The organism is Streptomyces sp. NPDC012888, assembly GCF_042900645.1.
Taxonomy (GTDB): Bacteria; Actinomycetota; Actinomycetes; order Streptomycetales; family Streptomycetaceae; genus Streptomyces.
Map to the genome: position 1 here is coordinate 275,124 of NZ_JBIBBM010000004.1, position 22,544 is coordinate 297,667.

A 22,544-nucleotide genomic window follows, 5' to 3' on the forward strand; every position below is an offset into this window, starting at 1 on the left:
AAGGGCCCCGCCGATCCGGCGGGGCCCTATTGCCTGCGGGGCGTCAGCGCACCCACTCCTTGAGGGGCTCGGACGGAAAGGTGAAGCCGACCGGGGCCGGCAGTTCCACGTCCTTGCCGAAGGGAACGGTACGAACCGTCTCGTACCGCTGTCCGTCGGGCTCGCTGTGGACGCTCACCAGGCACTTGTCGCGGTCGATCAGCAGGTAGACGGGGATCCCCGTCTCCGCGTACGCGCGGGGTTTCTCCTTGCGGTCGCGCCGATCGGTGTCCGAGTCGTACGAGGTGACCTCGACGACCATCCGGACCGGAGCGGGGTCGGCCCACTCCCCCTGGCCCTCAAAGGCATCGTCCGGAGCCAGGGATCCGTCCGGCCGCGCCCTGCCCGAGCCGTATTGCTCCACCTTGATTCCGCGCTCGACGTGCAGCCACAACTCGGGCCGGTGCTGGATGCAGATGCGGGCGAGCCACACCATGATCCGGTCGTGATCCCCGTCCGGCACCGCCTTGACCCCCAGCTTCCCGTCGATGAACTCCAGTCGCAGCCCCTCCACCTCCCGAGCGACTGTCCGCGCGACGGACTCGAACTCCTCGGTCAGCATGTGGGGACGGTCGGTCATGACGCTCATGCCTCGCTCGCCTTCCTCGACGGTGCTGTCTTCGACGATAGCGCCGCCCATCGGCACCGGTGCGTGACACTCGTCCACATGGACATCGCGATCAGGGAGGCAAGGCCCGAGGAGTACGAAGCCCTCGGGGAGATCACCGCGCAGGCCTACGTCGGCGACGGGCTGCTCGACGCCAACCCCGACGGGTACTACCTCGGGGTGCTGCGGGACGTGGCCGCGCGGGCCGAGGACTCCGAGGTGCTCGTCGCCGTGCGCGAGGACGGGACCCTGCTCGGCGGGGTGGCCTTCGCCCCGCCCGGCAGCCGCTACTGCGACATCGCCGGCCCGGACGAGGCCGAGTTCCGGATGCTGGCCGTGGCCCGCGAGGGCCGCGGGCAGGGCGTCGGCGAGGCGCTCGTACGGGCCTGCGTCGAGCGGGCCAGGGCCGTCGACGGCGTCCGGGCCCTGGTGCTCTCCACCCAGCCGGCCATGCGCGCCGCACACCGGATCTACGGCCGGCTGGGCTTCGTGCGGACCCCCGGGCGGGACTGGTCACCCGTCCCCGGCGTGCCGCTGATCACCTACTCGCTGGAGCTGTACGGACCCGATCAGTAGCCGGACCGCCGACCGCGCGACACAACATGTGGGGGTGGCAGCACGGGGCCGCCCCCACATGTATGCTCATCCTCGCTGTCGACGCAGGGGAATCCGGTGAGAATCCGGAACTGTCCCGCAACGGTATGAGAAGTCCGACTACCTGCCGACGGTGCGCCCGGGTACGACCGTCCCGGGTGCCGACACGTCCGGGCCTCGCGGTTGGGCCGGTGGACGCCGTGCGGTGCGCTCGCTTCCTGTCAGCCACGCCCGCACGCGCGCTGCCTCGCGCCCGACCCGCAGGGACTTCCGGAGCCGAGCGAGGGAGAGCTCCCCCTGTGACCACCGCGCCTGCCGCACCGCGCGCCGAGTCCGCCGACCCGTCTTCCCACGGGACCGAGGGACCGGGGGCCGCACTGCTGCGGACTCTCACCGAGCTGACGGCCGACCTGCCCGACACCGACCCCGGCCGGGTGGCCGCCGCCGCGCTGCGCGGCCGCAGCGCCGACGCGGACGAGGCGGAACTGCGCGGCCTCGCCACCGAGGCGGCCGCCGGGCTGATCTCCGAGGACCCTGCCTACTCCCGGCTGGCCGCGCGCCTGCTGACGCTCGCCATCGCCGAGGAGGCCGCCGGCCAGGGCGCGACCTCGTTCTCCGCCTCCGTGGCCGTCGGCCACCGCGAGGGCCTGATCGCCGACCGCACCGCCGGGTTCGTCAGCGCCCACGCCGCCCGCCTCGACGCACTGGTCGACGCCTCCCTCGCCGCCGGCGCGGACGACCGCTTCGGCTTCTTCGGCCTGCGCACCCTGCACAGCCGCTACCTGCTGCGCCACCCGATCACCCGGCAGGTCATCGAGACCCCGCAGCACTTCATGCTGCGCGTCGCCTGCGGCCTCGCGGAGGACGACGGCGTCCGCGCGGTCGAGGAAGTCACCTCCCTCTACGGGCTGATGAGCCGGCTGGACTACCTGCCCTCCTCCCCCACCCTCTTCAACTCCGGCACCCGGCACCCGCAGATGTCCTCCTGCTACCTGCTGGACTCCCCGCTGGACGAGCTCGACTCGATCTACGACCGCTACCACCAGGTGGCCCGGCTGTCGAAGCACGCGGGCGGCATCGGCCTGTCGTACTCCCGGATCCGCGCCCGCGGCTCGCTGATCCGCGGCACCAACGGCCACTCCAACGGCATCGTCCCGTTCCTGAAGACCCTCGACGCCTCCGTCGCCGCGGTGAACCAGGGCGGCCGCCGCAAGGGCGCCGCCGCCGTCTACCTGGAGACCTGGCACGCCGACATCGAGGAGTTCCTGGAGCTCCGCGACAACACCGGCGAGGACGCCCGCCGCACCCACAACCTCAACCTGGCGCACTGGATCCCCGACGAGTTCATGCGGCGCGTCAACGCCGACGCCGAGTGGTCGCTGTTCTCCCCGGCCGACGTGCCCGAGCTGGTCGACCTGTACGGCGCGGAGTTCGACGCCGCGTACGTCAAGGCCGAGCAGGCCGGCCTGGCCCGGAAGACCATGCCCGCCCGCGAGCTGTACGGCCGGATGATGCGCACGCTCGCGCAGACCGGCCAGGGCTGGATGACCTTCAAGGACGCCTCCAACCGGACCGCCAACCAGACCGCGCTGCCCGGCGCCGTGGTCCACTCCTCCAACCTCTGCACCGAGATCATCGAGGTCACCGACGACGGCGAGACGGCCGTCTGCAACCTCGGCTCGGTCAACCTCGGCGCGTTCGTGGACGCGGCGGCCGGCGGGATGGACTGGGAGCGGCTGGACGAGACCGTCCGTACCGCCGTCACCTTCCTCGACCGCGTGGTCGACATCAACTTCTACCCGACCGAGCAGGCCGGCCGGTCCAACGCCCGGTGGCGGCCGGTGGGCCTGGGCGCCATGGGCCTGCAGGACGTCTTCTTCAAGCTGCGCCTGCCCTTCGACTCCGCCGCGGCCAGGGAGCTGTCCACGCGCATCGCCGAGCGGATCATGCTCGCCGCGTACGAGGCGTCCACCGACCTTGCCGAGCGGCACGGCCCGCTGCCGGCCTGGGAGCAGACCCGTACCGCGCAGGGCGTACTGCACCCCGACCACTACGGCGTCACGCACCACTGGCCGGAGCGCTGGGCGGCGCTCCGCACCCGGATGGCCGCGACCGGCCTGCGCAACTCGCTGCTCCTCGCGATCGCCCCGACCGCGACCATCGCCTCCATCGCCGGCGTCTACGAGTGCATCGAGCCGCAGGTCTCCAACCTGTTCAAGCGCGAGACCCTGTCCGGCGAGTTCCTCCAGGTCAACGCCTACCTGGTGGAGGACCTGAAGAAGCTCGGCGTGTGGGACGCGCAGACCCGCGAGGCGCTGCGCGACTCCTCCGGCTCCGTGCAGGGCTTCGGCTGGATCCCCGAGGAGGTCCGCGCGCTGTACCGCACGGCGTGGGAGATCCCGCAGCGCGGCCTGATCGACATGGCGGCGGCCCGCACCCCGTACCTGGACCAGAGCCAGTCGCTGAACCTGTTCATGGAGACGCCGACCATCGGCAAGCTCAGCTCGATGTACGCGTACGCCTGGAAGCAGGGCCTGAAGACCACGTACTACCTGCGCTCGCGCCCGGCGACGAAGATCGCCCGCGCGGCGTCCGGCACGGCCGTCCCGGCCGCCGCGACCCCCCTTCCGCAGGCCGTCGACGCCGAGGCGCTGGCCTGCTCCCTTGAGAACCCCGAGTCCTGCGAGGCCTGCCAGTGATGACCAAAGAGACGAAGAACCTCCTGGACCCGGGCTTCGAGCTCACGCTCCGCCCGATGCGCTACCCGGACTTCTACGAGCGCTACCGGGACGCGATCAAGAACACCTGGACGGTGGAGGAGGTCGACCTCCACTCCGACGTGGCGGACCTGGCCAAGCTCACCCCGGCCGAGCAGCACATGATCGGCCGCTTGGTCGCGTTCTTCGCGACGGGCGACTCGATCGTGGCGAACAACCTGGTCCTGACGCTCTACAAGCACATCAACTCCCCGGAGGCGCGCCTGTACCTGTCGCGCCAGCTGTTCGAGGAGGCCGTGCACGTCCAGTTCTACCTGACCCTGCTGGACACCTACCTGCCCGACCCGGACGACCGGGCGGCGGCGTTCGCGGCGGTGGAGAACATCCCGTCGATCCGCGAGAAGGCTCAGTTCTGCTTCAAGTGGATGGACTCGGTGGAGACCATCGACCGGCTGGAGACGGCCGCCGACCGGCGCCGCTTCCTGCTGAACCTGATCTGCTTCGCCGCGTGCATCGAGGGCCTGTTCTTCTACGGCGCCTTCGCGTACGTGTACTGGTTCCGCTCGCGCGGCCTGCTGCACGGCCTGGCCACCGGCACCAACTGGGTCTTCCGCGACGAGACCATGCACATGAACTTCGCCTTCGAGGTCGTGGACACGGTCCGCAAGGAGGAGCCGGAGCTGTTCGACGACCTGCTCCGGCAGCAGGTGACCGACATGCTCGCGGAAGCCGTCGAGGCGGAGCTCCAGTTCGGCCGCGACCTGTGCGGTGACGGCCTGCCCGGCATGAACACCGAGTCGATGCGCGAGTACCTCCAGTGCGTCGCCGACCAGCGGCTGGTCCGCCTGGGCTTCGCCCCGGTGTACGGCTCGGAGAACCCGTTCTCCTTCATGGAGCTCCAGGGCGTCCAGGAGCTGACGAACTTCTTCGAGCGCCGCCCGTCGGCCTACCAGGTCGCGGTCGAGGGAACGGTGGACCTCGACGAGGACTTCTGAGCCCTCGGCCCCGACCCCCGTACTTCCCGGATCGGCCGGCCGGCCGCGCACCGCGCGGCTGCCGGTCGATCCGGCGTTCCCGGGCGAGCCCCGCTAGTCGTTCGGGACGGTCTCGTAGCGCGGGGTGCCCTCGGCCATCTGGCGCAGGGCGTCCTTGCGGTCGCGCTTGGAGAGACGGTCGATGTACAGGTAGCCGTGCAGGTGGTCGGTCTCGTGCTGGAGGCAGCGCGCGAAGTAGCCGGTGCCACGGACCTTGATCGGGTTGCCCTGGGCGTCCTGGCCGGTCACCTCGGCGTAGTCGGGGCGGGCCAGCGAGGCGTACGCGGTCGGCACCGACAGGCAGCCCTCGTTGGAGTCGTCCAGCACCCGGCGGTCGGCCGGCAGGTCCACGAGCTTCGGGTTGACCACGACGCCGGTGTGCCGCACGCCCTCGTCGTCCGGGCAGTCGTAGACGAACACCTTCTGGTCCACGCCGATCTGGTTGGCCGCCAGGCCCACGCCCTCGGCCGCCTTCTGGCTCGCGAACATGTCGTCGATCAGCCGGGCGAGTTCCTCGCCGAACTCGGTGACGTCCTTGCACTCGCGGTGCAGCACCGGGTTGCCGACGACGGTGATGGGCCGGGCCGTACCGCGCTCCCGGTAGGCGAGTTCGCGCGCCTCACAGTCCTCGGTGTCCACGACGTACCCGTCGTCGTCGACCTGGACGACCTGGTTCTCCTGCTGCGCCATGTCCCGCGTACGCCTTCCTGAAAGTCTCCGGTGTGCCGGTACAGCCTACGTCCAGCGCTCAGCAGACTTCTTCGAGATCCCGCCACTCACGGGTGTCCGGACTGTCGGCGACCCAGCCGTCCAGCAGCCCGCGCACGAGTCCGGGGGGCGCCGCGATGCCGCATTCCCGCTCCGGCACCCACAGCGGGCCCGATCCGGCCGTCCGGTGGCCCAGCGGGCCCGGGTGGCCGGGCTCGCTGTGGTCGTGCGGGTCCAGGTGCTCGCCCTCGCCCTCGCCGCTCGGCATGGAGCTCTCGGAACACGTCCGGCACAGCAGCCGCACCGAGGACGACCAGTCCTCCGCGGCGAAACCGGCGTCCGAGGCCAGCTGCTCCAGCGCGTCGCGGTCCGCCTCGGTGGCCGCCTCCAGCAGCACGACCCACGTCGGCACCGGTGACGGCGCCCACAGCTCGATCTCGTCGAACACCGGGTAGGCGGGCCCGGCCGCGGTCACCCGCTCGCCGTGCGGCACCCCGTCGTGCAGGACGACCTCGCCCCAGCGCCGCCCGGACGACGGCAGCGGGATCGACAGGACCTCCATCCGGGCCGGGTCCAGCCGCCGGCCCCACACCACCTCGGCCTCGCCCTCCGGCGACAGCCGCACGGCGGCGCTGCCCAGCTCCATCCCGGTCGGCTCGGCCGAACCTCCGGAGCCGTGCACGTCCCCGGGCACCTTCAGCCCGTACGCCTGCCACGCCCGGCGGGCCAGCGGCCAGTCCTGCAGGGCGGTCGCCGCGATGCCCACGTTCCACCAGTCGGGGGCACCGGTCTCCCGGTCCAGCAGGGCCACGGCGCGCAGCCCGGCGGCCCGCGCCTGCTCCCAGTCGTGGCGGAACTTGTGCAGCAGCGCCAGGTTGAACCAGGACTCCGACAGCCAGGGCTCCAGGTCCGCGGCTCTGGTCAGCAGCGCACCCGCGTCCTCGTACCGACCGTCGCCGATCAGCGTGAACGCGCGGTCGGTGGCCTGCCGCCAAGAGGCGGAGGGCCTGTGCCGTACCTTCCCGAAGATCCTCACGATTCCCGCCTGCCGGTCCCACGGTGCTCTCATCGGTGCAGCCTTGCGGACACTCTCCACTTCGCATCCAACCATGCCCACTCGGACGGCCGCTCATTACCCATCGGTTACCCCGCCCGAACAGCGCTGATTCCATCACGTCCGAGGGCGCTTCCGTCACGTCGCAGGACCCGCGCCAGGCCTTCGACGACCGCCGGGTGGTAGTCCCGGGCGGTGCCCAGCCGCAGCTCCTCCAGGGCGGCCAGTGAACCCCCCGGCTGCCGCGCCCCGCCGGCCAGGTCGTCGTAGGCGTTGGCCACCCGGACGATCCGGGCGGCGAGCGGCTGCTCCCGGTACGGGTCGGCCTGCCGCTCGACGACCACGGCGACCTCGGCGGGCACCCCCGTCTGCCGGGCCACCTCCCCGCCCAGCTCGGCGATCCGGCGGGCCTCGGCGGCGGGCAGCGGCGCGGTGGCTCCGTCGGGTACCGGGTCGACCAGCGACAGCTGCCCGATGTCGTGCATGAGGGCCGCGTACTCCAGTACGGTCAGCTCGCGCTCGGACAGCCCCAGCTCGCGGCCGACGGCGCGGCTGAGGGCGGCGACCCGGCGGGCGTGCCCGGGAGGGGTGTACCCGGCGATCTCGGTGGCCCGGGCCAGGGAGGTGATCGTCTGCCGGTAGGTGGTGCGGACGGCGGAGATCCGGCGGAACGACAGCTGGGTCAGCAGCAGCGGCACGCTGAACACCGGCAGCGCCCACAGCCCGGCCACGGCGACGCCCAGGGCCATCACCACGCCGGTCGCGCAGATCGCCGAGCCGATCCCGGCGAGCGCCCGCAGCTCGTCCCGGAGCAGTGGCCCGTACGGCCAGCCCGTGCGGGCCCGGGCCAGGGCGGCGGCGAGCACGGCGTCGCACAGTGCGGTCAGCCCGAGCAGGCAGAGCAGGTACAGCACCAGGCAGGGCCCCTGGCCGACCCGTTCCTCCAGGCGTCCGGAGTTGTGGAGCGGCTGGAAGCAGACCGCGGCGAAGCCGACCGTGAGCACCCGGCGGGCGACGTGGTCGAGGGCCGGTCCGTGGCCGCGGGCGACGTGCGGGACGACGCCGACCAGGGCGGCCGCCACGGCGACGGCGACGGTCTGGAACACCCCGTGCTGGGTGGGGTGGCCGGCGTTCTGGCCGAGCAGGGCGTACGCGAGGGCGCCGGCGGAGCCGAGCGGGGCGGGCTGGCGGTCTTCGGCGGGGACGGGGCCGGCCGGGTCGCGGGTGTCCCGGCGGGCGAGCTCGCCGATGGTGATCAGTACGCCGAAGGCGAAGGCCGTGCCGGGTTCGCTGATGCCGTTCCACAGGGTGTGGCCGAGGGCGGCCGCGGTCAGCGCGGCGGCCGCGCCGCGGACCGCCCACACGGCCGCCGCCCTCACGGGGTGCCCCCCGAGGTGGTGCGGCCGGGGCCGGCGGGCCCGCGTACGGACCCGGAGTGCGACCGGCCCCCGTCCCCTCGCCCGGGGTGCCCGGCCGCGGCCGGGCCCGTGGCCTGGCCGGGGACGGCCCGCGGGGCGTCCGCGGTGACGGCGGGGCGCCAGCCCAGCCGGCCGATGGCGGCGACCAGGGCGGCGACCATCGCCGGGTCGAACTGGGCGCCCGCGCAGCGTTCCAGCTCGGCGAGGGCGACCGGGACGGGGCGGGCCCGGCTGTAGGAGCGGGTGGAGGTCATGGCGTCGAAGGCGTCGGCGACGGCCACCACCCGGGCCAGGACCGGGATCTGTTCCCCCGCCAGGCCGTAGGGGTAGCCGGAGCCGTCGACCCGTTCGTGGTGGTGCAGGATCGCGGCCCGGGCCTCGCCGAGGAAGCCGATGCCGCGGACCATCTCGTGCCCGTACTCGGGGTGGAGTTCGATGATGCGGCGTTCCTCGGGGGTCAGGGGGCCGTCCTTGCGCAACAGCCGGGTGGGGACGCCGAGTTTGCCGACGTCGTGCAGGATCCCGGCGATCCGGACTACTTCGAGGCGGTCCTCGGACATGCCCAGCTCGCGGGCGATCATCGCGGAGGCCTGCCCGACGCGTTCGCTGTGGCCGCGGGTGTAGCGGTCCTTGATGTCCACGGCCTGGACGAGGGCGCGGATGGTGGCCTGGTGGGCGGCGCGTTCGCGGTGGTACTGGGCGAAGACCCAGCAGGAGATGTACACGGGCAGCAGGACGGCGAGGGCGGCGGGCGGGCCGTAGGGGCTGCGCCACATGACGGCCATCATCAGGCCGGCGAGGCCGTGCACCAGGTGCGGCGCCGGCGAGAGGGTCAGCAGTCCGTGCCAGGCGGTCGCGGCGGGCCGGCGTTCGGCGGTGGCGAGGACGCCCCCGTCGAGGGCGGTGAGCACCAGGCAGAAGACCAGGGCCGCGGCGGCCGCCGGGAGCATCACGTACGGGAAGTCGGCCACCCAGGCGGTCGGGTCGGGGCCGGCCGGCCCGGCCCCGCCGCCGGACGCGGCCGGGCCCCGGAGCAGGTCGAACGTATGTCCGGCCGCCCAGGCGGCCACTGCCTGCTGGGCGGCGTGCCAGACGCGGCGCACCCGGGCCGGCCGCTGTTCGACCCGGCCGGCGAGCGCCCCGGGCACCGCGACGAGCGCGGCGGCTGCGGGCGGCAGCAGGAAGACGGCGGCGAGCAGGACGGGGAAGAAGGAACCGATGCCGTCGGGGACCCGGCGGCCCAGGGGCGGGCAGACCCGCACCAGTTCGCAGGCCAGGTAGAGCCCGGCGAGGAGGACCGTGCTCGTCCAGGGGACGGCGGCCGGCGCGGTGAGGGCGGGGGCGAGGCAGGCGAGGGCTCCCGCGACGGCGCAGAGGACGTAGACGCGCGCGGCCGGGGGAAGTGTCCGCATCGGCGTCCTCCTCCCCCGGTTCCCTTACGGCGGCGCGGGTACCGGATCGAACGGCACCCGAGGGGGAGATCGAGTGGGCCCCCGTGAAAGGTGGGCCACATTTTCGTACCACGCCATACGGCAACCCCCGGATTAGCACCTTCGGGTGAACGAAAGGGCATTCCGGGGGTGGTTCTGCTGCGGATGTCCGGCGGTGGACGCCGGCCCGGGGTCAGCCGGTCGCCGGGGTGGGGCCGGCCGTGATGTCGTCGTCCGGGACGGCCTGTCCGGCGCGGATCATCTCGATCCGGCCCATCACCTTGGAGCGCAGGTCGGACGGCACGTCGTCCGAACCGCAGCACCGCTTGACCAGCTTCTTCACGGCCTGTTCCAGGCCGTACTTCTCCAGGCAGGGATTGCACTCGCCGAAATGCGTCTCGAACTTGGTGCAGTCACTGTCCGGCATCTCGTGGTCGAGGAACTCATAAAGGTGGTCCAGGACCTCAGAGCACTCCGTCTCGTGCGGCTCTCCGCAGCTCATGAGCCCGAGCCTTTCCGGTCGTTCGACTCTCCCGCGCCCGCCGGGACCAGCCCGCGCTCACGGGCGTAGTCCTCCAGCATCCCGCGGAGTTGACGGCGGCCACGGTGCAGTCGCGACATGACCGTACCGATGGGTGTACCCATGATGTCCGCGATCTCCTTGTACGCAAACCCCTCCACGTCGGCGAGGTACACGGCGATGCGGAACTCCTCCGGAATGGCCTGGAGGGCTTCCTTCACGTCGGAATCGGGCAGGTGGTCGAGCGCCTGGGATTCCGCGGAGCGCAGACCGGTCGACATGTGCGACTCGGCGCGCGCCAGCTGCCAGTCCTCGATCTCCTCCGCGGCGCTGCGCTGCGGCTCGCGCTGCTTCTTGCGGTAGGAGTTGATGAAGGTGTTGGTGAGGATGCGGTACAGCCACGCCTTCAGGTTGGTGCCCTCGCGGAACTGGTGGAAGGACGCGTACGCCTTGGCGAACGTCTCCTGGACCAGGTCCTCGGCGTCGGCCGGGTTGCGCGTCATGCGCAGCGCGGCGGAGTACATCTGGTCGAGGTAGCCGAGGGCGTCGCGTTCGAAGCGCGCGTTGCGCTCCGCGGTCGTCTCCTCCGCCTGGCCTTCGTCGGTCCCGGTAACAGGACCCACCTCCTCCGACAGCGTGGCGGACCCGAAAGCGGACCCGCTCGAATCGGAGAATAGTCGACCTTCCCGGCCATCCGCCGCCCGAACGGGGGCGTACTTGGCCGCCGGCAGCACCGCCCATTCCAGGTCAGCGGCCTGTGTGCGGTTACGGCTGATGACCTGGGTCATGCGGCTCCCTCTCCTCCTGGCCTGCTTCGCGTGCCGTATGCACGGACACCCCTGACAACCACGGGTCCGGGCGGCGCATTCCCGGCCCGCGGGGGTGTGGCGGGCCTCCCGCACCGCCCGGGCCGCCCGTCAGCCCGGAGCGAAACCGGCCTGGCCGGAATCCGTCAGGTCGGCCGGCGGCCGGGGGGACGCCGGGCCGGTCCGTCAGGCCGGGACCAGGCGGTCCAGCCAGTCGGCGACGGACGCGGTGACCAGCTCCAGGACCGCCTCCTGGCCGGGGTCGGCCTTCCTGGGTACGGCCAGGCCGTGGTCGGCGCCGGGCACCTCGACGAGCTCGTGGCCGCCCTCGGGGAACTCCTCGGGGCGGCCGAACGGGTCCCGGCCGCCCTGGAGCACGAGCGTGGGGACCCCCGCCCCGGTGAGCTCCCCGGCCCGGGAGTTCTCAGGCTTGCCCGGCGGGTGCAGCGGGAACGCCAGGGCCAGCACGCCGGCAGCGCCGAGCTCGGCGGCGGTGCGGCAGGCCACCCGTGCGCCGGCGCTGCGGCCGCCGGCGACCACCGGCAGGCCGGGCCGGGCGAGGGCCGGCCACAGGCCGCGCCAGCCCTCGTCCAGCACCTTGGGGGCGGCGGCGACCTTCTTGCCGGCCACCCGCCAGGGCTGCTCGACCAGGGCGACGGTGACGCCGCGGGCCGGCAGGGCGGCGGCGAGCGCCACCAGGTCACGGGCCTCGATGCCGCCGCCGGCGCCGTGACCGACGGCGAGGACGAGGCGGGCGGAGCGGGCGGGCCGGGCGGGGTACCAGGTGATCCGGGCCGTTCCGGCGGGGGTTTCGGCGGTCTCGGTGCGGGGGGCCGCCGGGGGTGTGGTCGTCGGGCGAGTGCTCATTCAGAACAGGGTGCCCTCTTCGGGTGCCTCCAGCTCGGTCAGCAGCTCCGGTCCGTTGTTGCGGACGTTGCTGACGGCGGTGGACACCGGGTAGGCGCGCATCAGCCCGCCGGGCGGCGCCGCCAGCAGCTCGCGCAGCCCTCCGCCGGCGTCGGTGTTCGCCGGGTCCAGCCAGGCGTCCCAGCGGTCGGGGGTGAGCATCAGCGGCATCCGGGGGTGGATGTCGGCGAGGGAGCGCGGGCCTTCGGCGGGGGCCACGCCCAGCGGGGCGGTCTCGGCCTCCGTGGTGATCACCGAGCAGGTCACCCACCAGGCGAGGGGGTGGGCGTCGGGCAGGGTGCGGTCGCGCCAGAACTCGTAGACGCCGGCCATCGCGAAGACCGAGCCGTCGGCCGGGAGCACGAAGTAGGGCTGCTTGCGGGGCCGTTTCCGCTTGCCCTCGACCTCCAGCTGCCGCTCGTCGGTGCCGGTGACCCACTCGTAGTAGCCGTCGGCGGGAATGATGCACCGGCGCTGCGCGAAGGGCCGGCGGAAGGAGGGCTTCTCGTGCAGGGTCTCGGCCCGGGCGTTGATCATCCGGGCGGCGCCGTCCGGGTTCGGGGCCCAGGACGGGACCAGTCCCCACTTCAGTTTCCGCAGCTGGCGAACCGGACGCGGGTCGGAGGCGTCCTTGAGGGGGCGGTCGAGTACGACGAGCACCTCCTTGGTGGGTGCCACGTTCCAGTCGGGGGCCAGGGTGTCCTCCGGCTCCCACTTCTCGATCCCGAAGAGTTCCACCAGGTCCTCGGGCCCACGACTCGCCGCATACCGTCCGCACATGCCTGCCACACTGCCATGGCACTCGACCCCCACGGCAAGGAGTCCGCCACCTCATGGACATATCCAGCACGGTCGGCTTCTGGGACCGGCTCACGGGCACCCAGCCGCTGCCTCCCCAGTGGCTGGTCCTGGCCGCCGCGGCGGCCGCGCTGGCCGTCGTGGTCCCGCGCGGGCCGTGGCGGGTGTCCCGCAACGCGATCACCATCGCGCACGAGGGCGGGCACGGGCTGATCGCCGTACTGACCGGACGACGCCTGGAGGGGATCCGGCTCCACTCGGACACCAGCGGCCTGACGGTGAGCCGGGGCCGCCCGGCGGGCCTGGGGATGGTCCTGACGGCCGCCGCCGGTTACACGGCGCCCCCGCTGCTCGGGCTCGGCGGGGCGGCGCTGCTGTCCGGGCACCGGATCACCCTGCTGCTGTGGGTGGCGACCGCGCTGCTGCTGGCCATGCTGGTGATGATCCGGAACGCGTACGGGGCGCTGACCGTGGTGCTGTCCGGCGGCACCTTCCTGCTGGTGTCCTGGCTGGCGCCGGCCGGGGTGCAGGCGGCGTTCGCCTACACGGTGGTGTGGTTCCTGCTGCTGGGCGGGGTCCGGCCGGTGTTCGAGCTGCAGGCGAAGCGGAGGCACGCGGGGGCGCCCGACTCGGACGCCGACCAGCTGGCCCGGCTCACCCGGGTGCCGCCCGCCCTGTGGCTGTTCCTGTTCCACGCGGTGTCGCTGTGCTCGCTGACCGGCGGCGGGCGCTGGCTTCTCGACCTCTGAAACTCCTGGCCCGCGGGGCGAGGGGGTGCCCCCGCTGCAACTAAAGTGAGGGCCATGACCGAGACCCCCGCGACTTCCGCCCTCTGGCCCGCCCCGCTCGCGGACGGGGCCGTCCGTGCCACCGTCACCGTGCCCGGGTCGAAGTCCGTGACCAACCGCGCGCTGGTCCTGGCCGCACTCGCCTCCGAGCCGGGCTGGGTGCGCCGCCCGCTGCGGTCCCGCGACTCCCAGCTGATGTCGGACGCGCTGCGCGCGATGGGCGTGGGCATCGAGGAGACGGTGTCCTCCAGCTCGGCCGGGTCCGGCACCGGGCAGAGCGGCGAGGCCTGGCGGGTCATCCCGGGCCGGCTGCACGGCCCGGCCACGGTGGACGTGGGCAACGCGGGCACCGTGATGCGGTTCCTGCCGCCGGTCGCCACCCTCGCCGACGGCCCGGTCCGGTTCGACGGCGACCCCCGTTCGTACGAGCGGCCGCTGGGCCAGGTGATCTCCGCGCTGCGCGCCCTGGGCGCCCGGATCGACGACGACGGCCGGGGCGCGCTGCCCATGACCGTCCACGGGGGCGGTGCGCTGGAGGGCGGCACGGTCGAGATCGACGCCTCCAACTCCTCCCAGTTCGTCTCGGCGCTCCTGCTGTCGGCACCCCGGTTCAACCAGGGCGTGGAGGTGCGGCACGTGGGCGGCAACCTGCCGTCGATGCCGCACATCCGGATGACGGTGGAGATGCTGCGGGCGGCCGGCGCCCAGGTGGACACCCCGGAGGCGGGCGGCGAGAAGGACGTGTGGCGGGTGGCGCCGTGCGCGCTGCTCGGCCGTGACCTGGTGGTGGAGCCGGACCTGTCCAACGCCCAGCCGTTCCTGGCGGCCGCGATGATCACCGGCGGTACGGTGACGATCCCGGACTGGCCGCGCCGGACCACTCAGCCCGGTGACGCGCTGCGGGAGATCTTCACCGAGATGGGCGGTTCCTGCGAGCTGACCGACGCCGGCCTGGTGTTCTCCGGCACCGGCCGGATCCACGGCATCGACGTGGACCTCGGCGAGGTGGGCGAGCTGACCCCCGGCATCGCGGCGGTGGCGGCGCTGGCCGACTCCCCGTCGACCCTGCGCGGCGTGGCGCACCTGCGGCTGCACGAGACGGACCGGCTGGCCGCCCTCACCAAGGAGATCAACGAGCTGGGCGGCGACGTCACCGAGACCGCCGACGGCCTGCACATCCGCCCGCGGAAGCTGCACGGCGGCATCTTCCACACCTACGACGACCACCGGATGGCCACCGCCGGCGCCGTGATCGGCCTGGCCACCGCCGGTGTGGAGATCGAGAACGTGGCGACCACCGCGAAGACCCTGCCGGACTTCCCCAAGATGTGGACGGACATGCTCTCGGGAGCTGGGAAGTAGCGCCATGCGCCGGTACGGCAAGAACACCGACGAGGACGACATCCGGTCCCGCCCGAACCCCAAGGGCAACCGGCCCCGGACCAACATCCGGCCGAAGCACGAGGACGCGGCCGAGGGGTTCGTCCTCACCGTCGACCGGGGCAGGCTGACCTGTCTGGTGGAGGACCGCAAGGTCGTCGCCATGAAGTCGAGGGAGCTCGGGCGCAAGGCGGCGGTGGTCGGCGACCGGGTGTCGCTGGTGGGCGACCTGTCCGGCAGGAAGGACACCCTGGCCCGGATCGTGCGGATCGAGGAGCGTTCGTCGGTGCTGCGGCGCACCGCCGACGACGACGACCCGTACGAGCGGGTGGTGGTGGCCAACGCCGACCAGCTGGCCATCGTGACGGCGCTGGCGGATCCGGAGCCCCGGCCCCGGATGATCGACCGCTGCCTGGTGGCGGCGTACGACGCGGGGCTGGAGCCGCTGCTGGTGCTGACCAAGTCGGATCTGGCGCCGGCGGACAAGCTGCTGGAGACGTACGCGACGCTGGGCGTGGACTTCGTGGTGGTCAACCGCGACGAGCTGGAGACCGGCGACGCGGCGGACCGGGTGCGGGCGCGCCTGGCGGGCCGGATCACCGCTTTCGTCGGGCACTCGGGCGTCGGCAAGACCACGCTGGTGAACTCCCTGGTCGCGGCGGACCGGCGGCGGGCGACCGGCCACGTCAACGCGGTCACCGGGCGGGGCCGGCACACCACCACCTCGGCGCTGGCGCTGCCGCTGCCCGGGGTGGAGGGCTGGGTGATCGACACCCCGGGCGTGCGGTCGTTCGGTCTGCACCACGTGGACCCGTCCCGGGTGATCCTCGCCTTCCCGGACCTGGTGGACGGTACGGAGGGCTGCCCGCGGGCGTGCAGCCACGACGAGCCGGACTGCGCGCTGGACGAGTGGGTGGCCGAGGGCCATGCCGACCCGGCGCGGCTGTTCTCGCTGCGGCGGCTGCTGGCGACCCGCGAACGCCGCGAGGGCGACTGAGCGGGAACGTTTGACCGGACCCATGTCTGGTAAATGCATATTCGCACCAAGTGGCGCGATGTCGAGCGAGGCCGTGTCACGTGACGCGGGGAGGCATGCGGCATGGCCTGGCTGCTGGTGGTGGTCGCGGGGTTCCTGGAGACCGGTTTCGCGGTCTGCCTCAAGCTGTCCCACGGCTTCACCCGGCTGTGGCCGACCATCGCCTTCGCCTGCTTCGCGCTGGGCAGCTTCGGGCTGCTGACGATCGCCCTGCGGAAGCTGGACGTGGGCCCGGCGTACGCGGTGTGGACCGGGATCGGGGCGGCCGGCACCGCGATCTACGGGATGGTGTTCCTGGGCGACCTGGTCTCCACGCTGAAGATCGTCTCGATCACGCTGGTGATCGTGGGGGTGATCGGGCTCCAGCTGTCGGGCTCGGGCCACTGACCGTCCGGCGGGGCGACCACGTACGACAGGGCGATCCGCAGGGCGAGCTCGCAGGCCTGCGGCGGGACCCCGGTCGGCGCCAGCCGTGCGGCCACGCGGTCGCGCGCCTCCGCCAGGAGCCGGCCCGGGTCGGGCGGGACCGGGCCTTCCGTACCGTCCGGGCCGGGCAGTCCGGCCGGCCGTGAGCCGGTGAGCAGGGCCCGCAGGAGGGGCCGGTCACGGGCCGTGCGCACCGCGCGGCCGGCCGCCGCGGCCAGGCGCGCGGTGGGGGTGCCGGGCGGGGCCAGCGCTTCCTCCAGGCCGGTCAGGAAGGCGTCCGCCTCGCGGCGGAGCAGGGCCCGGCCCAGTCCTTCCTTGCCCCCGAACTCGTTGTAGAGGGTCTGCCGGGACACTCCGGCGGCGGCCGCGACCTCGACCATCCGTATGGCGGGCCAGGGGCGCGCGGCGAGCGCCGCTCCGGCCGCTTCCAGCAGGGCCTCCCGTGCTGTGGGCATCCCGCCAGGGTCGGCGGGGGCGCCCGTGCTGTCAAGACGGCCCGTGTGGTCGGGTCCGGACCGGCTCGATACTGTTCGGCCATGCCCGAGTATGACGATGATCTGCGCCTCGCCCTGGAACTCGCCGACGCCGCCGACCGCACCACGATGGAGCGGTTCCGTGCCCTCGACCTCGTGGTCGAGACCAAGCCCGACATGACGCCGGTGAGCGAGGCCGACAAGGCCGCGGAGGCCGTGATCCGCGCCGGCATCGAGGCCGCACGTCCGGACGACGCGATCCTCGGCGAGGAGTACGGGCTGAAGGGCGGCGGGCCGCGCCGCTGGGTGGTCGACCCGATCGACGGCACCAAGAACTACGTGCGCGGGGTCCCGGTCTGGGCGACGCTGATCTCCCTGATGGCCCAGAGCGCGGACGGCACGTTCCGCCCCGTGGTCGGGGTGGTGTCCGCCCCGGCGCTGGGCCGCCGCTGGTGGGCCTCTGAGGGCGGCGGCGCGTACGCGGGCGGCGCGCTCGGCGAGACCACGCCCATCGGGGTGTCGAAGGTGGCGGCGCTGGAGGACGCCTCGTTCGGGTACTCCTCGCTGAGCGGCTGGGAGGAGCGGGGGCGGCTGGACGGGTTCCTGGACCTGGCCCGCAAGGTCTGGCGGACCCGCGCCTACGGGGACTTCTGGCCGTACATGATGGTCGCCGAGGGTTCCCTGGACCTGTGCGGGGAGCCGGAGCTGAACCTGTGGGACATGGCGGCCATCGCGGTCGTGGTCCAGGAGGCGGGCGGCCGGTTCACCAGCCTGGACGGGGTGGACGGCGTGCACGGCGGGAACGCGGTGGCGTCCAACGGGCTCCTGCACGAGCCGCTGCTGACCCATCTGCGACCGCGCGACTGAGTGCGCCCCCTTGATGACCGGGGGTGAGGAGTGGGAATCTGAGAATCCTCCGCTTGTGCGCTTGTGAAGCCTTTCACTGGCGCACGTCGCGCGGAGGGACTCTCCCCAGGAGGTGGCTCTCTTCATGCTCGTCCGTGACGCCATGAGCACCGTGATCCTCACCCTCGGACCCGCCCACACCCTGCGGCAGGCGGCCTGCCTGATGGCCGGCCGCCGGGTCGGCGCCGCCGTCGTCCTCGATCCCGAACACAGCGGGATCGGCATCCTGACCGAGCGCGACATACTCAACTCCGTCGGCGCGGGGCACGACCCCGACCGCGAGACCGTCGGTGCGCACACCACGAACAACGTGGTGTTCTGCACCCCGGACGCCACCCTGCAGGAAGCCGCCGAGGCCATGGCCCACGGCGGCTTCCGGCACCTGATCGTCCTGGAGGGCGGAGGACCGGTCGGCATCGTCTCGGTCCGCGACATCATCCGCTGCTGGGTGCCCGCCCGGCGCGCGGTGGCCGCCTAGACGCCGACGGGCCGGCACCCCCGAGGGGGTGCCGGCCCGTCGCCTTCCCAACGGCAAGCGGGTCGTCAGCCGCGCAGGGCCTGGACCGCGGCCTCCAGCCGCTTGCCGAAGTCGCCGTCCGCCTTGCGGAAGTTGTCGATCGCGCGCTCGACGATGTCGTCGCGGGAGACCTTGGCGATGAAGCCGGAGAGGTTCTCGACCAGACGGCCCTTCTCGTCCTCGGACATCAGGCGGTAGAGGTTGCCCGCCTGCACGAAGTCGTCGTCCTCGGCGTGGACCGGGGCCGCGTGGTCACCGGTGACGCCGGCGACCGGGATCGGCTGCCACAGCGGGCGGTCGATCTGGTGCGGGCCGCCGAAGCTGTTCGGCTCGTAGTTCTTCGCGCCCTTGTGGCGGCCGTCGTAGAGGAAGCCGTCACGGGAGTTGGTGCGCGCCTCGGTGGCGTGCGGGCGGTTCACCGGCAGGTGGTCGGCGTTGATGCCGACGCGGTAGCGGTGGGCGTCGCCGTAGGCGAAGAGGCGGCCCTGGAGCATCTTGTCCGGGGACGGACCGATGCCGGGCACGAAGTGCGCCGGGCTGAAGATCGACTGCTCGACCTCGGCGAAGACGTTCTCCGGGTTGCGGTTGAGCTCCAGCTTGCCGATCTCGATGCGCGGGTAGTCCGCGTGCGGCCACACCTTGGTGAGGTCGAAGGGGTTGAAGCGGTAGTTCGCCGCCTCGGCCGCGGGCATGATCTGGACGTACACGGTCCAGGACGGGAACTCGCCGCGCTCGATCGCCTCACGCAGGTCGCGCTGGTGCGAGTCCGGGTCCTCGCCGGCGAGCTTGTTGGCCTCGGCCTGGGTGAGGTTCTTGATGCCCTGGTCGGTCTTGAAGTGGTACTTGACCCAGAAGACCTCGCCGGCCTCGTTGTTCCACTGGAACGTGTGCGAGCCGAAGCCGTCCATGTGGCGGTAGGACGCCGGGATGCCGCGGTCGCCGAACAGCCAGGTCACCTGGTGGGTGGACTCGGGCGACAGGCTCCAGAAGTCCCAGACGTTGTCGGCCTCGGTCGAGCCCGTGTACGGGTCGCGCTTCTGGGTGTGGATGAAGTCGGGGAACTTGATCGCGTCCTTGATGAAGAACACGGGGGTGTTGTTGCCGACGAGGTCGTAGTTGCCCTCTTCGGTGTAGAACTTCAGCGCCCAGCCGCGCGGGTCGCGGACCGCGTCGGCCGCGCCGAGGTTGCCCGCCACGGTGGAGAAGCGCAGGAAGGTCTCGGTCTGCTTGCCGACCTCGGAGAGGAACTTGGCCCGGGTGTACCGGGTGACGTCCGCGGTCACGGTGAAGGTGCCGTAGGCGCCGGCGCCGCGCGCGTGGACGACCCGCTCCGGGATGCGCTCGCGGTTGAAGTGGGCGAGCTTCTCCAGCAGCAGCTGGTCCTGGACGAGAACGGGCCCGCCGACGCCAGCGGTCTCACTGTTCTGGTTGTCGGCGACCGGGGCTCCGGCCTCCGTGGTGAGCGGTCCCTGCGTCACGTGCGCCTCCTGCGTCATCTGCTGCTCGTCCTGTCCTTGGCGTAAGCCGTACTCGATCCTACGATGGACTTTGTCTAAGTCAAGTAAGCATCCAAGTGTGAGTCAAGTCGGGAACTGCACCCTGATCCAACCCGGACCGCTTCACTGTTAGGCTGGTTTTCATGAGTGACCTGCTGGAACGACTTCGCGGACGCGGCTGGCGCATGACCGCACAGCGCCGCGTCGTGGCCGAGGTGCTCGACGGTGACCACGTGCACCTGACGGCCGACGAGGTGCACGCCCGCGCCGTGGCCAAGCTGCCCGAGATCTCGCGGGCGACCGTCTACAACACGCTCGGCGAGCTCGTCTCGCTCGGCGAGGTCCTGGAGGTCTCCACGGACCGCCGCGCCAAGCGGTACGACCCCAACGCCCACCGGCCCCACCAGCACCTGGTGTGCGCCCGGTGCGGCGCGATCCGCGACGTCCACCCGGCCGGCAACCCGCTCGCGGACCTGCCGGTCTCGGAGCGCTTCGGCTTCACCGTGGAGGACGTGGAGGTCACGTACCGCGGCGTCTGCCCGAACTGCGCCACCGCCTGACCTGCGGCGATCCGGCCCGCAGCCGTCCCGTTCCTTCTTTTCGGCCCAGCATGGCCCCCGGCGATCCCGCCGGGGGCCTCGCCGTAGGGCGGTGTGTCACCTTGCGCGGGGGAACGTCCGAAAAACACCGGGTACGGGCGTGAACGCTCCAGGAGAGGGACCAGGCGCGCGAACGCGTGAACAGGCGAACACGACGAAGGCCCGGATCCTGATGGATCCGGGCCTTCGTCTTCAGTAGCGGGGACAGGATTTGAACCTGCGACCTCTGGGTTATGAGCCCAGCGAGCTACCGAGCTGCTCCACCCCGCGTCGGTGAACCCAACGTTACGTGAAGCCGGCCGAGCAGCGCAAATCGCTTCGGCGGTGACACGCGGCACACCTGCTCCGCGCCACCCCCGCTCACCCGCCCGCACCCTAAGCGGACAACTCCTCCGCCAGGGCGTCGCGCAGCCGGGCCGCCCGCTCGGAGACCTCCGCCGGGCCGAGCTCCATGGCCCGGGCACACCACTTCTGGCCCTCGGCGAGGTCGCCGTGGCGGGCGGCGAGCAGCCCCAGCCGGAGGGCCGCCCGGCCGTGACCGGCGACCGCGGCGCGGGTCCACCACAGGGCCGCCTCGGGCTCGTTCCCCTCGCGGGCCAGCAGCAGCCCGAGGTTGAACGCGCCGTTGCGCGATCCCGCCTCGGCGGCCTCGCGGTACCAGCGCGCCGCCACCCCGAGGTCGCCGCGGCTCGCGGCCAGCATGCCGACCCGGACCTGGGCCCGGCGGTGCCCCTGCTGGGCGGCCCGCTCGTACCACTCCTCGCTCTCGGTGCGCGCCGCGGCCACCGGTTCGCCCAGGGCGGGCGGCTCCGGTGGCGGGGCCAGCGACTCCAGCAGGGAGGCCAGGCGGAAGGCCGCCTCGGCGCTGCCGCCGCCGGCCGCGCAGCGCAGGTGCCGCTCGGCGGCCCGCTCCTCGCCGTCGCGGACCAGTGCGATGCCGACCTGGAGGGCGGCGTCGGTGTGCCCGGCCGCGGCGGCCCGCTCGTACCACTTGAGCGCCGTGCGGTCGTCGTCCCGGCTGGCGAAGAGGATGCCGAGGTTGAACGCGGCGTCCACGCTGCCCGCCTCGGCCGCCTTGGAGAACCACGGCTCGGCGCCGGCCGCGTCCCCGCCCTGGAGCAGCATGATGGCCAGCGCGTTGGCGGCCTCGCGGTGGCCGGCGTAGGCGGCGCGCCGGTAGAACTGCTCGGCCTGGGCGGTGCGCTCCTGGGCCGCGCAGAGCAGCGCGAGGTTGTACGCCCCGTTGTGGTCGCCCGCGTCCATCGCCGCCCGGTACCAGCGCTCGGCGGTCTCGGTCTCGCCGCGGGCGGCGTGCAGCGCGCCCAGGGCGTTCGCGGCGTTGCCGTCGCCGTCCTGGGCGGCCCGGTGCCACCACGCGGCCGCGTTGTCCTCGTCGCCGGCGTCGCGCAGCAGGAAGCCCAGGGCGCAGGCGGCGCGGGCCTCGCCCTGCTTGGCGGAGGTCAGGTACCAGCGCCCGGCCTCCTTCAGTTCGCCGCGCGCCTCCAGCAGGATGCCCAGGTGCAGGGCGGCGCGCCGGTGGCCGCGGGCGGCGGCCTGGCGGTACCACTGTTCGGCTTCGGCGGGCTCGCGCTTGCGCAGGGCGCGGGCGAGGCGGTAGGCGGCCTCCCGGTGACCCTGTTCGGCGGCCTGCCGGTACCAGCGTTCGGCGCCCGCGTCACCGCGGTGTTCCAGCAGGTCGGCCAGGCCGTACGCGCCGAGGGCGTGGCCGGATTCCGCCGCCTGGCGCAGCCAGTACTCGGCCGCGGGCTCGTCACCGCGTTCGCGGTAATGGCGGCCCAGGGCGTGCGCGGCCGGGGCGGAGCCGGCGACGGCGGCGACCCGCCACCAGCCCGCCGCCTCTTCGGGGTAACCGCGCTGGTGCAACAGGACGCCGAGGTTGTTGGCCGCGGCGCGGTCGCCCTCCGCGGTGGCACCGCGCAGGTAGGGTTCGGCCCCGTCCAGGTCTCCGCGGCGCAGCAACAGGGCGCCGAGCACGCTCATGGCTCCGGGGTCGCCCTTGTCGGCGGGGCCCCGGTGCCGTGCCTCGAGCTCGGCGTCGCTCGCGGCCTCGGTCTCGGCCTCGGCGAACACCCCGGCCACAGCCACCGCGTCCTGTTCGGTGTCCTGCCGCACAAACCGCCCTGTCTCCAGCAGAGTTGACCTGTCCCCCATAAATCCCATCGTCGCATCACCTGCTACCCGCGTACACCTGGTATGTCGCAGCCAGTGAGGTCACTTCAGCGTTTTGTCGACATGCCCACAGAGCCATAAGTCAAACACGCTCCGGCCCCA

At 72.8% G+C, this 22,544-nt stretch carries 22 protein-coding genes, 1 tRNA gene and 1 riboswitch; of the genes, 10 read left to right on the forward strand and 13 right to left on the reverse strand.

All coding sequences use genetic code 11. The annotated features are described in order from the left end of the window. Positions 1-43 precede the first annotated feature (43 nt). Entirely contained in the window at positions 44-628 is a 585-nt protein-coding gene (locus ACFY61_RS08660; protein ID WP_389468771.1) for a Uma2 family endonuclease, read from the reverse strand. Positions 629-706: 78 nt separating this feature from the next. Between ACFY61_RS08660 and ACFY61_RS08665 the strand changes: the two genes are divergently transcribed. The 3 genes from ACFY61_RS08665 to ACFY61_RS08675 all read left to right on the forward strand — a co-directional run bounded on the left by ACFY61_RS08665 (position 707) and on the right by ACFY61_RS08675 (position 4,952). Further along, a complete protein-coding gene (locus tag ACFY61_RS08665; protein WP_389468774.1) occupies positions 707-1,222 on the forward strand; it encodes a GNAT family N-acetyltransferase in 516 nt (171 codons plus the stop codon). Between the two features lie 21 nt (positions 1,223-1,243). Next, positions 1,244-1,387: riboswitch (cobalamin riboswitch) on the forward strand. Positions 1,388-1,539: 152 nt separating this feature from the next. Next, positions 1,540-3,939: a ribonucleoside-diphosphate reductase subunit alpha gene (locus tag ACFY61_RS08670; RefSeq protein ID WP_389468777.1), complete on the forward strand. Its 2,400-nt coding sequence runs from the start codon at positions 1,540-1,542 to the stop codon at positions 3,937-3,939. Continuing rightward, on the forward strand, positions 3,939-4,952 hold the full coding sequence (locus tag ACFY61_RS08675) for a ribonucleotide-diphosphate reductase subunit beta (protein ID WP_389468780.1): 1,014 nt from the start codon (positions 3,939-3,941) through the stop codon (positions 4,950-4,952). Before ACFY61_RS08670 ends, ACFY61_RS08675 begins: the two co-directional genes overlap by 1 nt. Positions 4,953-5,045: 93 nt before the next feature. Here ACFY61_RS08675 and def read toward each other — a convergent pair whose 3' ends face one another. From def to ACFY61_RS08715, 8 genes are all read right to left on the reverse strand, one after another. Then, on the reverse strand, positions 5,046-5,681 hold the full coding sequence (gene def, locus ACFY61_RS08680) for a peptide deformylase (protein ID WP_389468782.1): 636 nt from the start codon (positions 5,679-5,681) through the stop codon (positions 5,046-5,048). 58 nt (positions 5,682-5,739) lie between these two features. Continuing rightward, the gene (locus ACFY61_RS08685) at positions 5,740-6,735 is read right to left on the reverse strand and encodes a tetratricopeptide repeat protein (RefSeq protein ID WP_389468784.1); all 996 of its coding nucleotides are present in this window, start codon (positions 6,733-6,735) and stop codon (positions 5,740-5,742) included. A 107-nt stretch (positions 6,736-6,842) separates the two neighbouring features. Then, entirely contained in the window at positions 6,843-8,132 is a 1,290-nt protein-coding gene (locus ACFY61_RS08690; RefSeq protein ID WP_389468786.1) for an HD-GYP domain-containing protein, read from the reverse strand. Further along, positions 8,129-9,583, reverse strand: coding sequence for an HD-GYP domain-containing protein (locus ACFY61_RS08695; protein WP_389468787.1), 1,455 nt, complete (start codon positions 9,581-9,583; stop codon positions 8,129-8,131). Before ACFY61_RS08695 ends, ACFY61_RS08690 begins: the two co-directional genes overlap by 4 nt. Before the next feature lie 211 nt (positions 9,584-9,794). Next, positions 9,795-10,103, reverse strand: a complete 309-nt coding sequence (gene rsrA, locus ACFY61_RS08700) for a mycothiol system anti-sigma-R factor (protein ID WP_389468789.1) — start codon at positions 10,101-10,103, stop codon at positions 9,795-9,797. After that, positions 10,100-10,744, reverse strand: coding sequence for a sigma-70 family RNA polymerase sigma factor (locus tag ACFY61_RS08705; RefSeq protein WP_389468791.1), 645 nt, complete (start codon positions 10,742-10,744; stop codon positions 10,100-10,102). The genes rsrA and ACFY61_RS08705 overlap by 4 nt, the downstream gene beginning before the upstream one ends. Before the next feature lie 369 nt (positions 10,745-11,113). Further along, positions 11,114-11,794 (reverse strand): alpha/beta family hydrolase, encoded by a 681-nt coding sequence (locus ACFY61_RS08710; protein WP_389468793.1) that lies wholly within the window; start codon positions 11,792-11,794, stop codon positions 11,114-11,116. After that, positions 11,795-12,613: an SOS response-associated peptidase gene (locus tag ACFY61_RS08715; protein WP_389468795.1), complete on the reverse strand. Its 819-nt coding sequence runs from the start codon at positions 12,611-12,613 to the stop codon at positions 11,795-11,797. Positions 12,614-12,666: 53 nt separating this feature from the next. On the opposite strand from ACFY61_RS08715, the gene ACFY61_RS08720 reads away from it, so the two are divergent. The 4 genes from ACFY61_RS08720 to ACFY61_RS08735 all read left to right on the forward strand — a co-directional run bounded on the left by ACFY61_RS08720 (position 12,667) and on the right by ACFY61_RS08735 (position 16,222). Further along, positions 12,667-13,380 (forward strand): M50 family metallopeptidase, encoded by a 714-nt coding sequence (locus ACFY61_RS08720; RefSeq protein ID WP_389468796.1) that lies wholly within the window; start codon positions 12,667-12,669, stop codon positions 13,378-13,380. Positions 13,381-13,434: 54 nt separating this feature from the next. Then, on the forward strand, positions 13,435-14,781 hold the full coding sequence (gene aroA / locus ACFY61_RS08725; protein ID WP_389468799.1) for a 3-phosphoshikimate 1-carboxyvinyltransferase: 1,347 nt from the start codon (positions 13,435-13,437) through the stop codon (positions 14,779-14,781). A 4-nt stretch (positions 14,782-14,785) separates the two neighbouring features. Continuing rightward, positions 14,786-15,796: a ribosome small subunit-dependent GTPase A gene (gene rsgA / locus ACFY61_RS08730; protein WP_389468801.1), complete on the forward strand. Its 1,011-nt coding sequence runs from the start codon at positions 14,786-14,788 to the stop codon at positions 15,794-15,796. Positions 15,797-15,898: 102 nt separating this feature from the next. Beyond that, the gene (locus ACFY61_RS08735; protein ID WP_389468803.1) at positions 15,899-16,222 is read left to right on the forward strand and encodes a DMT family transporter; all 324 of its coding nucleotides are present in this window, start codon (positions 15,899-15,901) and stop codon (positions 16,220-16,222) included. Here ACFY61_RS08735 and ACFY61_RS08740 read toward each other — a convergent pair. Next, positions 16,114-16,716, reverse strand: a complete 603-nt coding sequence (locus tag ACFY61_RS08740; protein WP_389468806.1) for a TetR family transcriptional regulator — start codon at positions 16,714-16,716, stop codon at positions 16,114-16,116. The two genes, ACFY61_RS08735 and ACFY61_RS08740, sit on opposite strands and share 109 nt — an antisense overlap. Before the next feature lie 81 nt (positions 16,717-16,797). Between ACFY61_RS08740 and hisN the strand changes: the two genes are divergently transcribed. Both hisN and ACFY61_RS08750 read left to right on the forward strand, forming a co-directional pair. Continuing rightward, complete coding sequence (gene hisN, locus ACFY61_RS08745; protein WP_389468809.1) at positions 16,798-17,601, forward strand: histidinol-phosphatase; 804 nt, start codon at positions 16,798-16,800, stop codon at positions 17,599-17,601. 124 nt (positions 17,602-17,725) lie between these two features. After that, on the forward strand, positions 17,726-18,118 hold the full coding sequence (locus ACFY61_RS08750) for a cyclic nucleotide-binding/CBS domain-containing protein (RefSeq protein WP_389468812.1): 393 nt from the start codon (positions 17,726-17,728) through the stop codon (positions 18,116-18,118). Positions 18,119-18,183: 65 nt separating this feature from the next. Here ACFY61_RS08750 and ACFY61_RS08755 read toward each other — a convergent pair whose 3' ends face one another. Next, a complete protein-coding gene (locus ACFY61_RS08755) occupies positions 18,184-19,635 on the reverse strand; it encodes a catalase (RefSeq protein ID WP_389468814.1) in 1,452 nt (483 codons plus the stop codon). Between the two features lie 161 nt (positions 19,636-19,796). On the opposite strand from ACFY61_RS08755, the gene ACFY61_RS08760 reads away from it, so the two are divergent. Further along, on the forward strand, positions 19,797-20,213 hold the full coding sequence (locus ACFY61_RS08760; RefSeq protein WP_389468816.1) for a Fur family transcriptional regulator: 417 nt from the start codon (positions 19,797-19,799) through the stop codon (positions 20,211-20,213). A 235-nt stretch (positions 20,214-20,448) separates the two neighbouring features. Here ACFY61_RS08760 and ACFY61_RS08765 read toward each other — a convergent pair. Together ACFY61_RS08765 and ACFY61_RS08770 are read right to left on the reverse strand one after the other, a co-directional pair. After that, positions 20,449-20,522 (reverse strand) — tRNA-Met (locus tag ACFY61_RS08765). Between the two features lie 105 nt (positions 20,523-20,627). Then, entirely contained in the window at positions 20,628-22,424 is a 1,797-nt protein-coding gene (locus ACFY61_RS08770; protein WP_389468819.1) for a tetratricopeptide repeat protein, read from the reverse strand. Between the last annotated feature and the right edge of the window lie 120 nt (positions 22,425-22,544).

What these genes read in the sequence shown, in the direction of transcription:
- ACFY61_RS08660 (WP_389468771.1), bottom strand. Translation starts at nt 628, where the DNA reads ATGAGCGTCATGACCGACCGTCCCCACATGCTGACCGAGGAGTTCGAG.
- ACFY61_RS08665 (WP_389468774.1), top strand. Translation starts at nt 707, where the DNA reads ATGGACATCGCGATCAGGGAGGCAAGGCCCGAGGAGTACGAAGCCCTC.
- hisN (WP_389468809.1), top strand. Translation starts at nt 16,798, where the DNA reads ATGCCCGAGTATGACGATGATCTGCGCCTCGCCCTGGAACTCGCCGAC.
- ACFY61_RS08735 (WP_389468803.1), top strand. Translation starts at nt 15,899, where the DNA reads ATGGCCTGGCTGCTGGTGGTGGTCGCGGGGTTCCTGGAGACCGGTTTC.
- rsgA (WP_389468801.1), top strand. Translation starts at nt 14,786, where the DNA reads ATGCGCCGGTACGGCAAGAACACCGACGAGGACGACATCCGGTCCCGC.
- ACFY61_RS08760 (WP_389468816.1), top strand. Translation starts at nt 19,797, where the DNA reads ATGAGTGACCTGCTGGAACGACTTCGCGGACGCGGCTGGCGCATGACC.
- rsrA (WP_389468789.1), bottom strand. Translation starts at nt 10,103, where the DNA reads ATGAGCTGCGGAGAGCCGCACGAGACGGAGTGCTCTGAGGTCCTGGAC.
- ACFY61_RS08715 (WP_389468795.1), bottom strand. Translation starts at nt 12,613, where the DNA reads ATGTGCGGACGGTATGCGGCGAGTCGTGGGCCCGAGGACCTGGTGGAA.
- ACFY61_RS08770 (WP_389468819.1), bottom strand. Translation starts at nt 22,424, where the DNA reads ATGGGGGACAGGTCAACTCTGCTGGAGACAGGGCGGTTTGTGCGGCAG.
- ACFY61_RS08750 (WP_389468812.1), top strand. Translation starts at nt 17,726, where the DNA reads ATGCTCGTCCGTGACGCCATGAGCACCGTGATCCTCACCCTCGGACCC.
- ACFY61_RS08720 (WP_389468796.1), top strand. Translation starts at nt 12,667, where the DNA reads ATGGACATATCCAGCACGGTCGGCTTCTGGGACCGGCTCACGGGCACC.
- ACFY61_RS08695 (WP_389468787.1), bottom strand. Translation starts at nt 9,583, where the DNA reads ATGCGGACACTTCCCCCGGCCGCGCGCGTCTACGTCCTCTGCGCCGTC.
- def (WP_389468782.1), bottom strand. Translation starts at nt 5,681, where the DNA reads ATGGCGCAGCAGGAGAACCAGGTCGTCCAGGTCGACGACGACGGGTAC.
- aroA (WP_389468799.1), top strand. Translation starts at nt 13,435, where the DNA reads ATGACCGAGACCCCCGCGACTTCCGCCCTCTGGCCCGCCCCGCTCGCG.
- ACFY61_RS08740 (WP_389468806.1), bottom strand. Translation starts at nt 16,716, where the DNA reads ATGCCCACAGCACGGGAGGCCCTGCTGGAAGCGGCCGGAGCGGCGCTC.
- ACFY61_RS08675 (WP_389468780.1), top strand. Translation starts at nt 3,939, where the DNA reads ATGACCAAAGAGACGAAGAACCTCCTGGACCCGGGCTTCGAGCTCACG.
- ACFY61_RS08710 (WP_389468793.1), bottom strand. Translation starts at nt 11,794, where the DNA reads ATGAGCACTCGCCCGACGACCACACCCCCGGCGGCCCCCCGCACCGAG.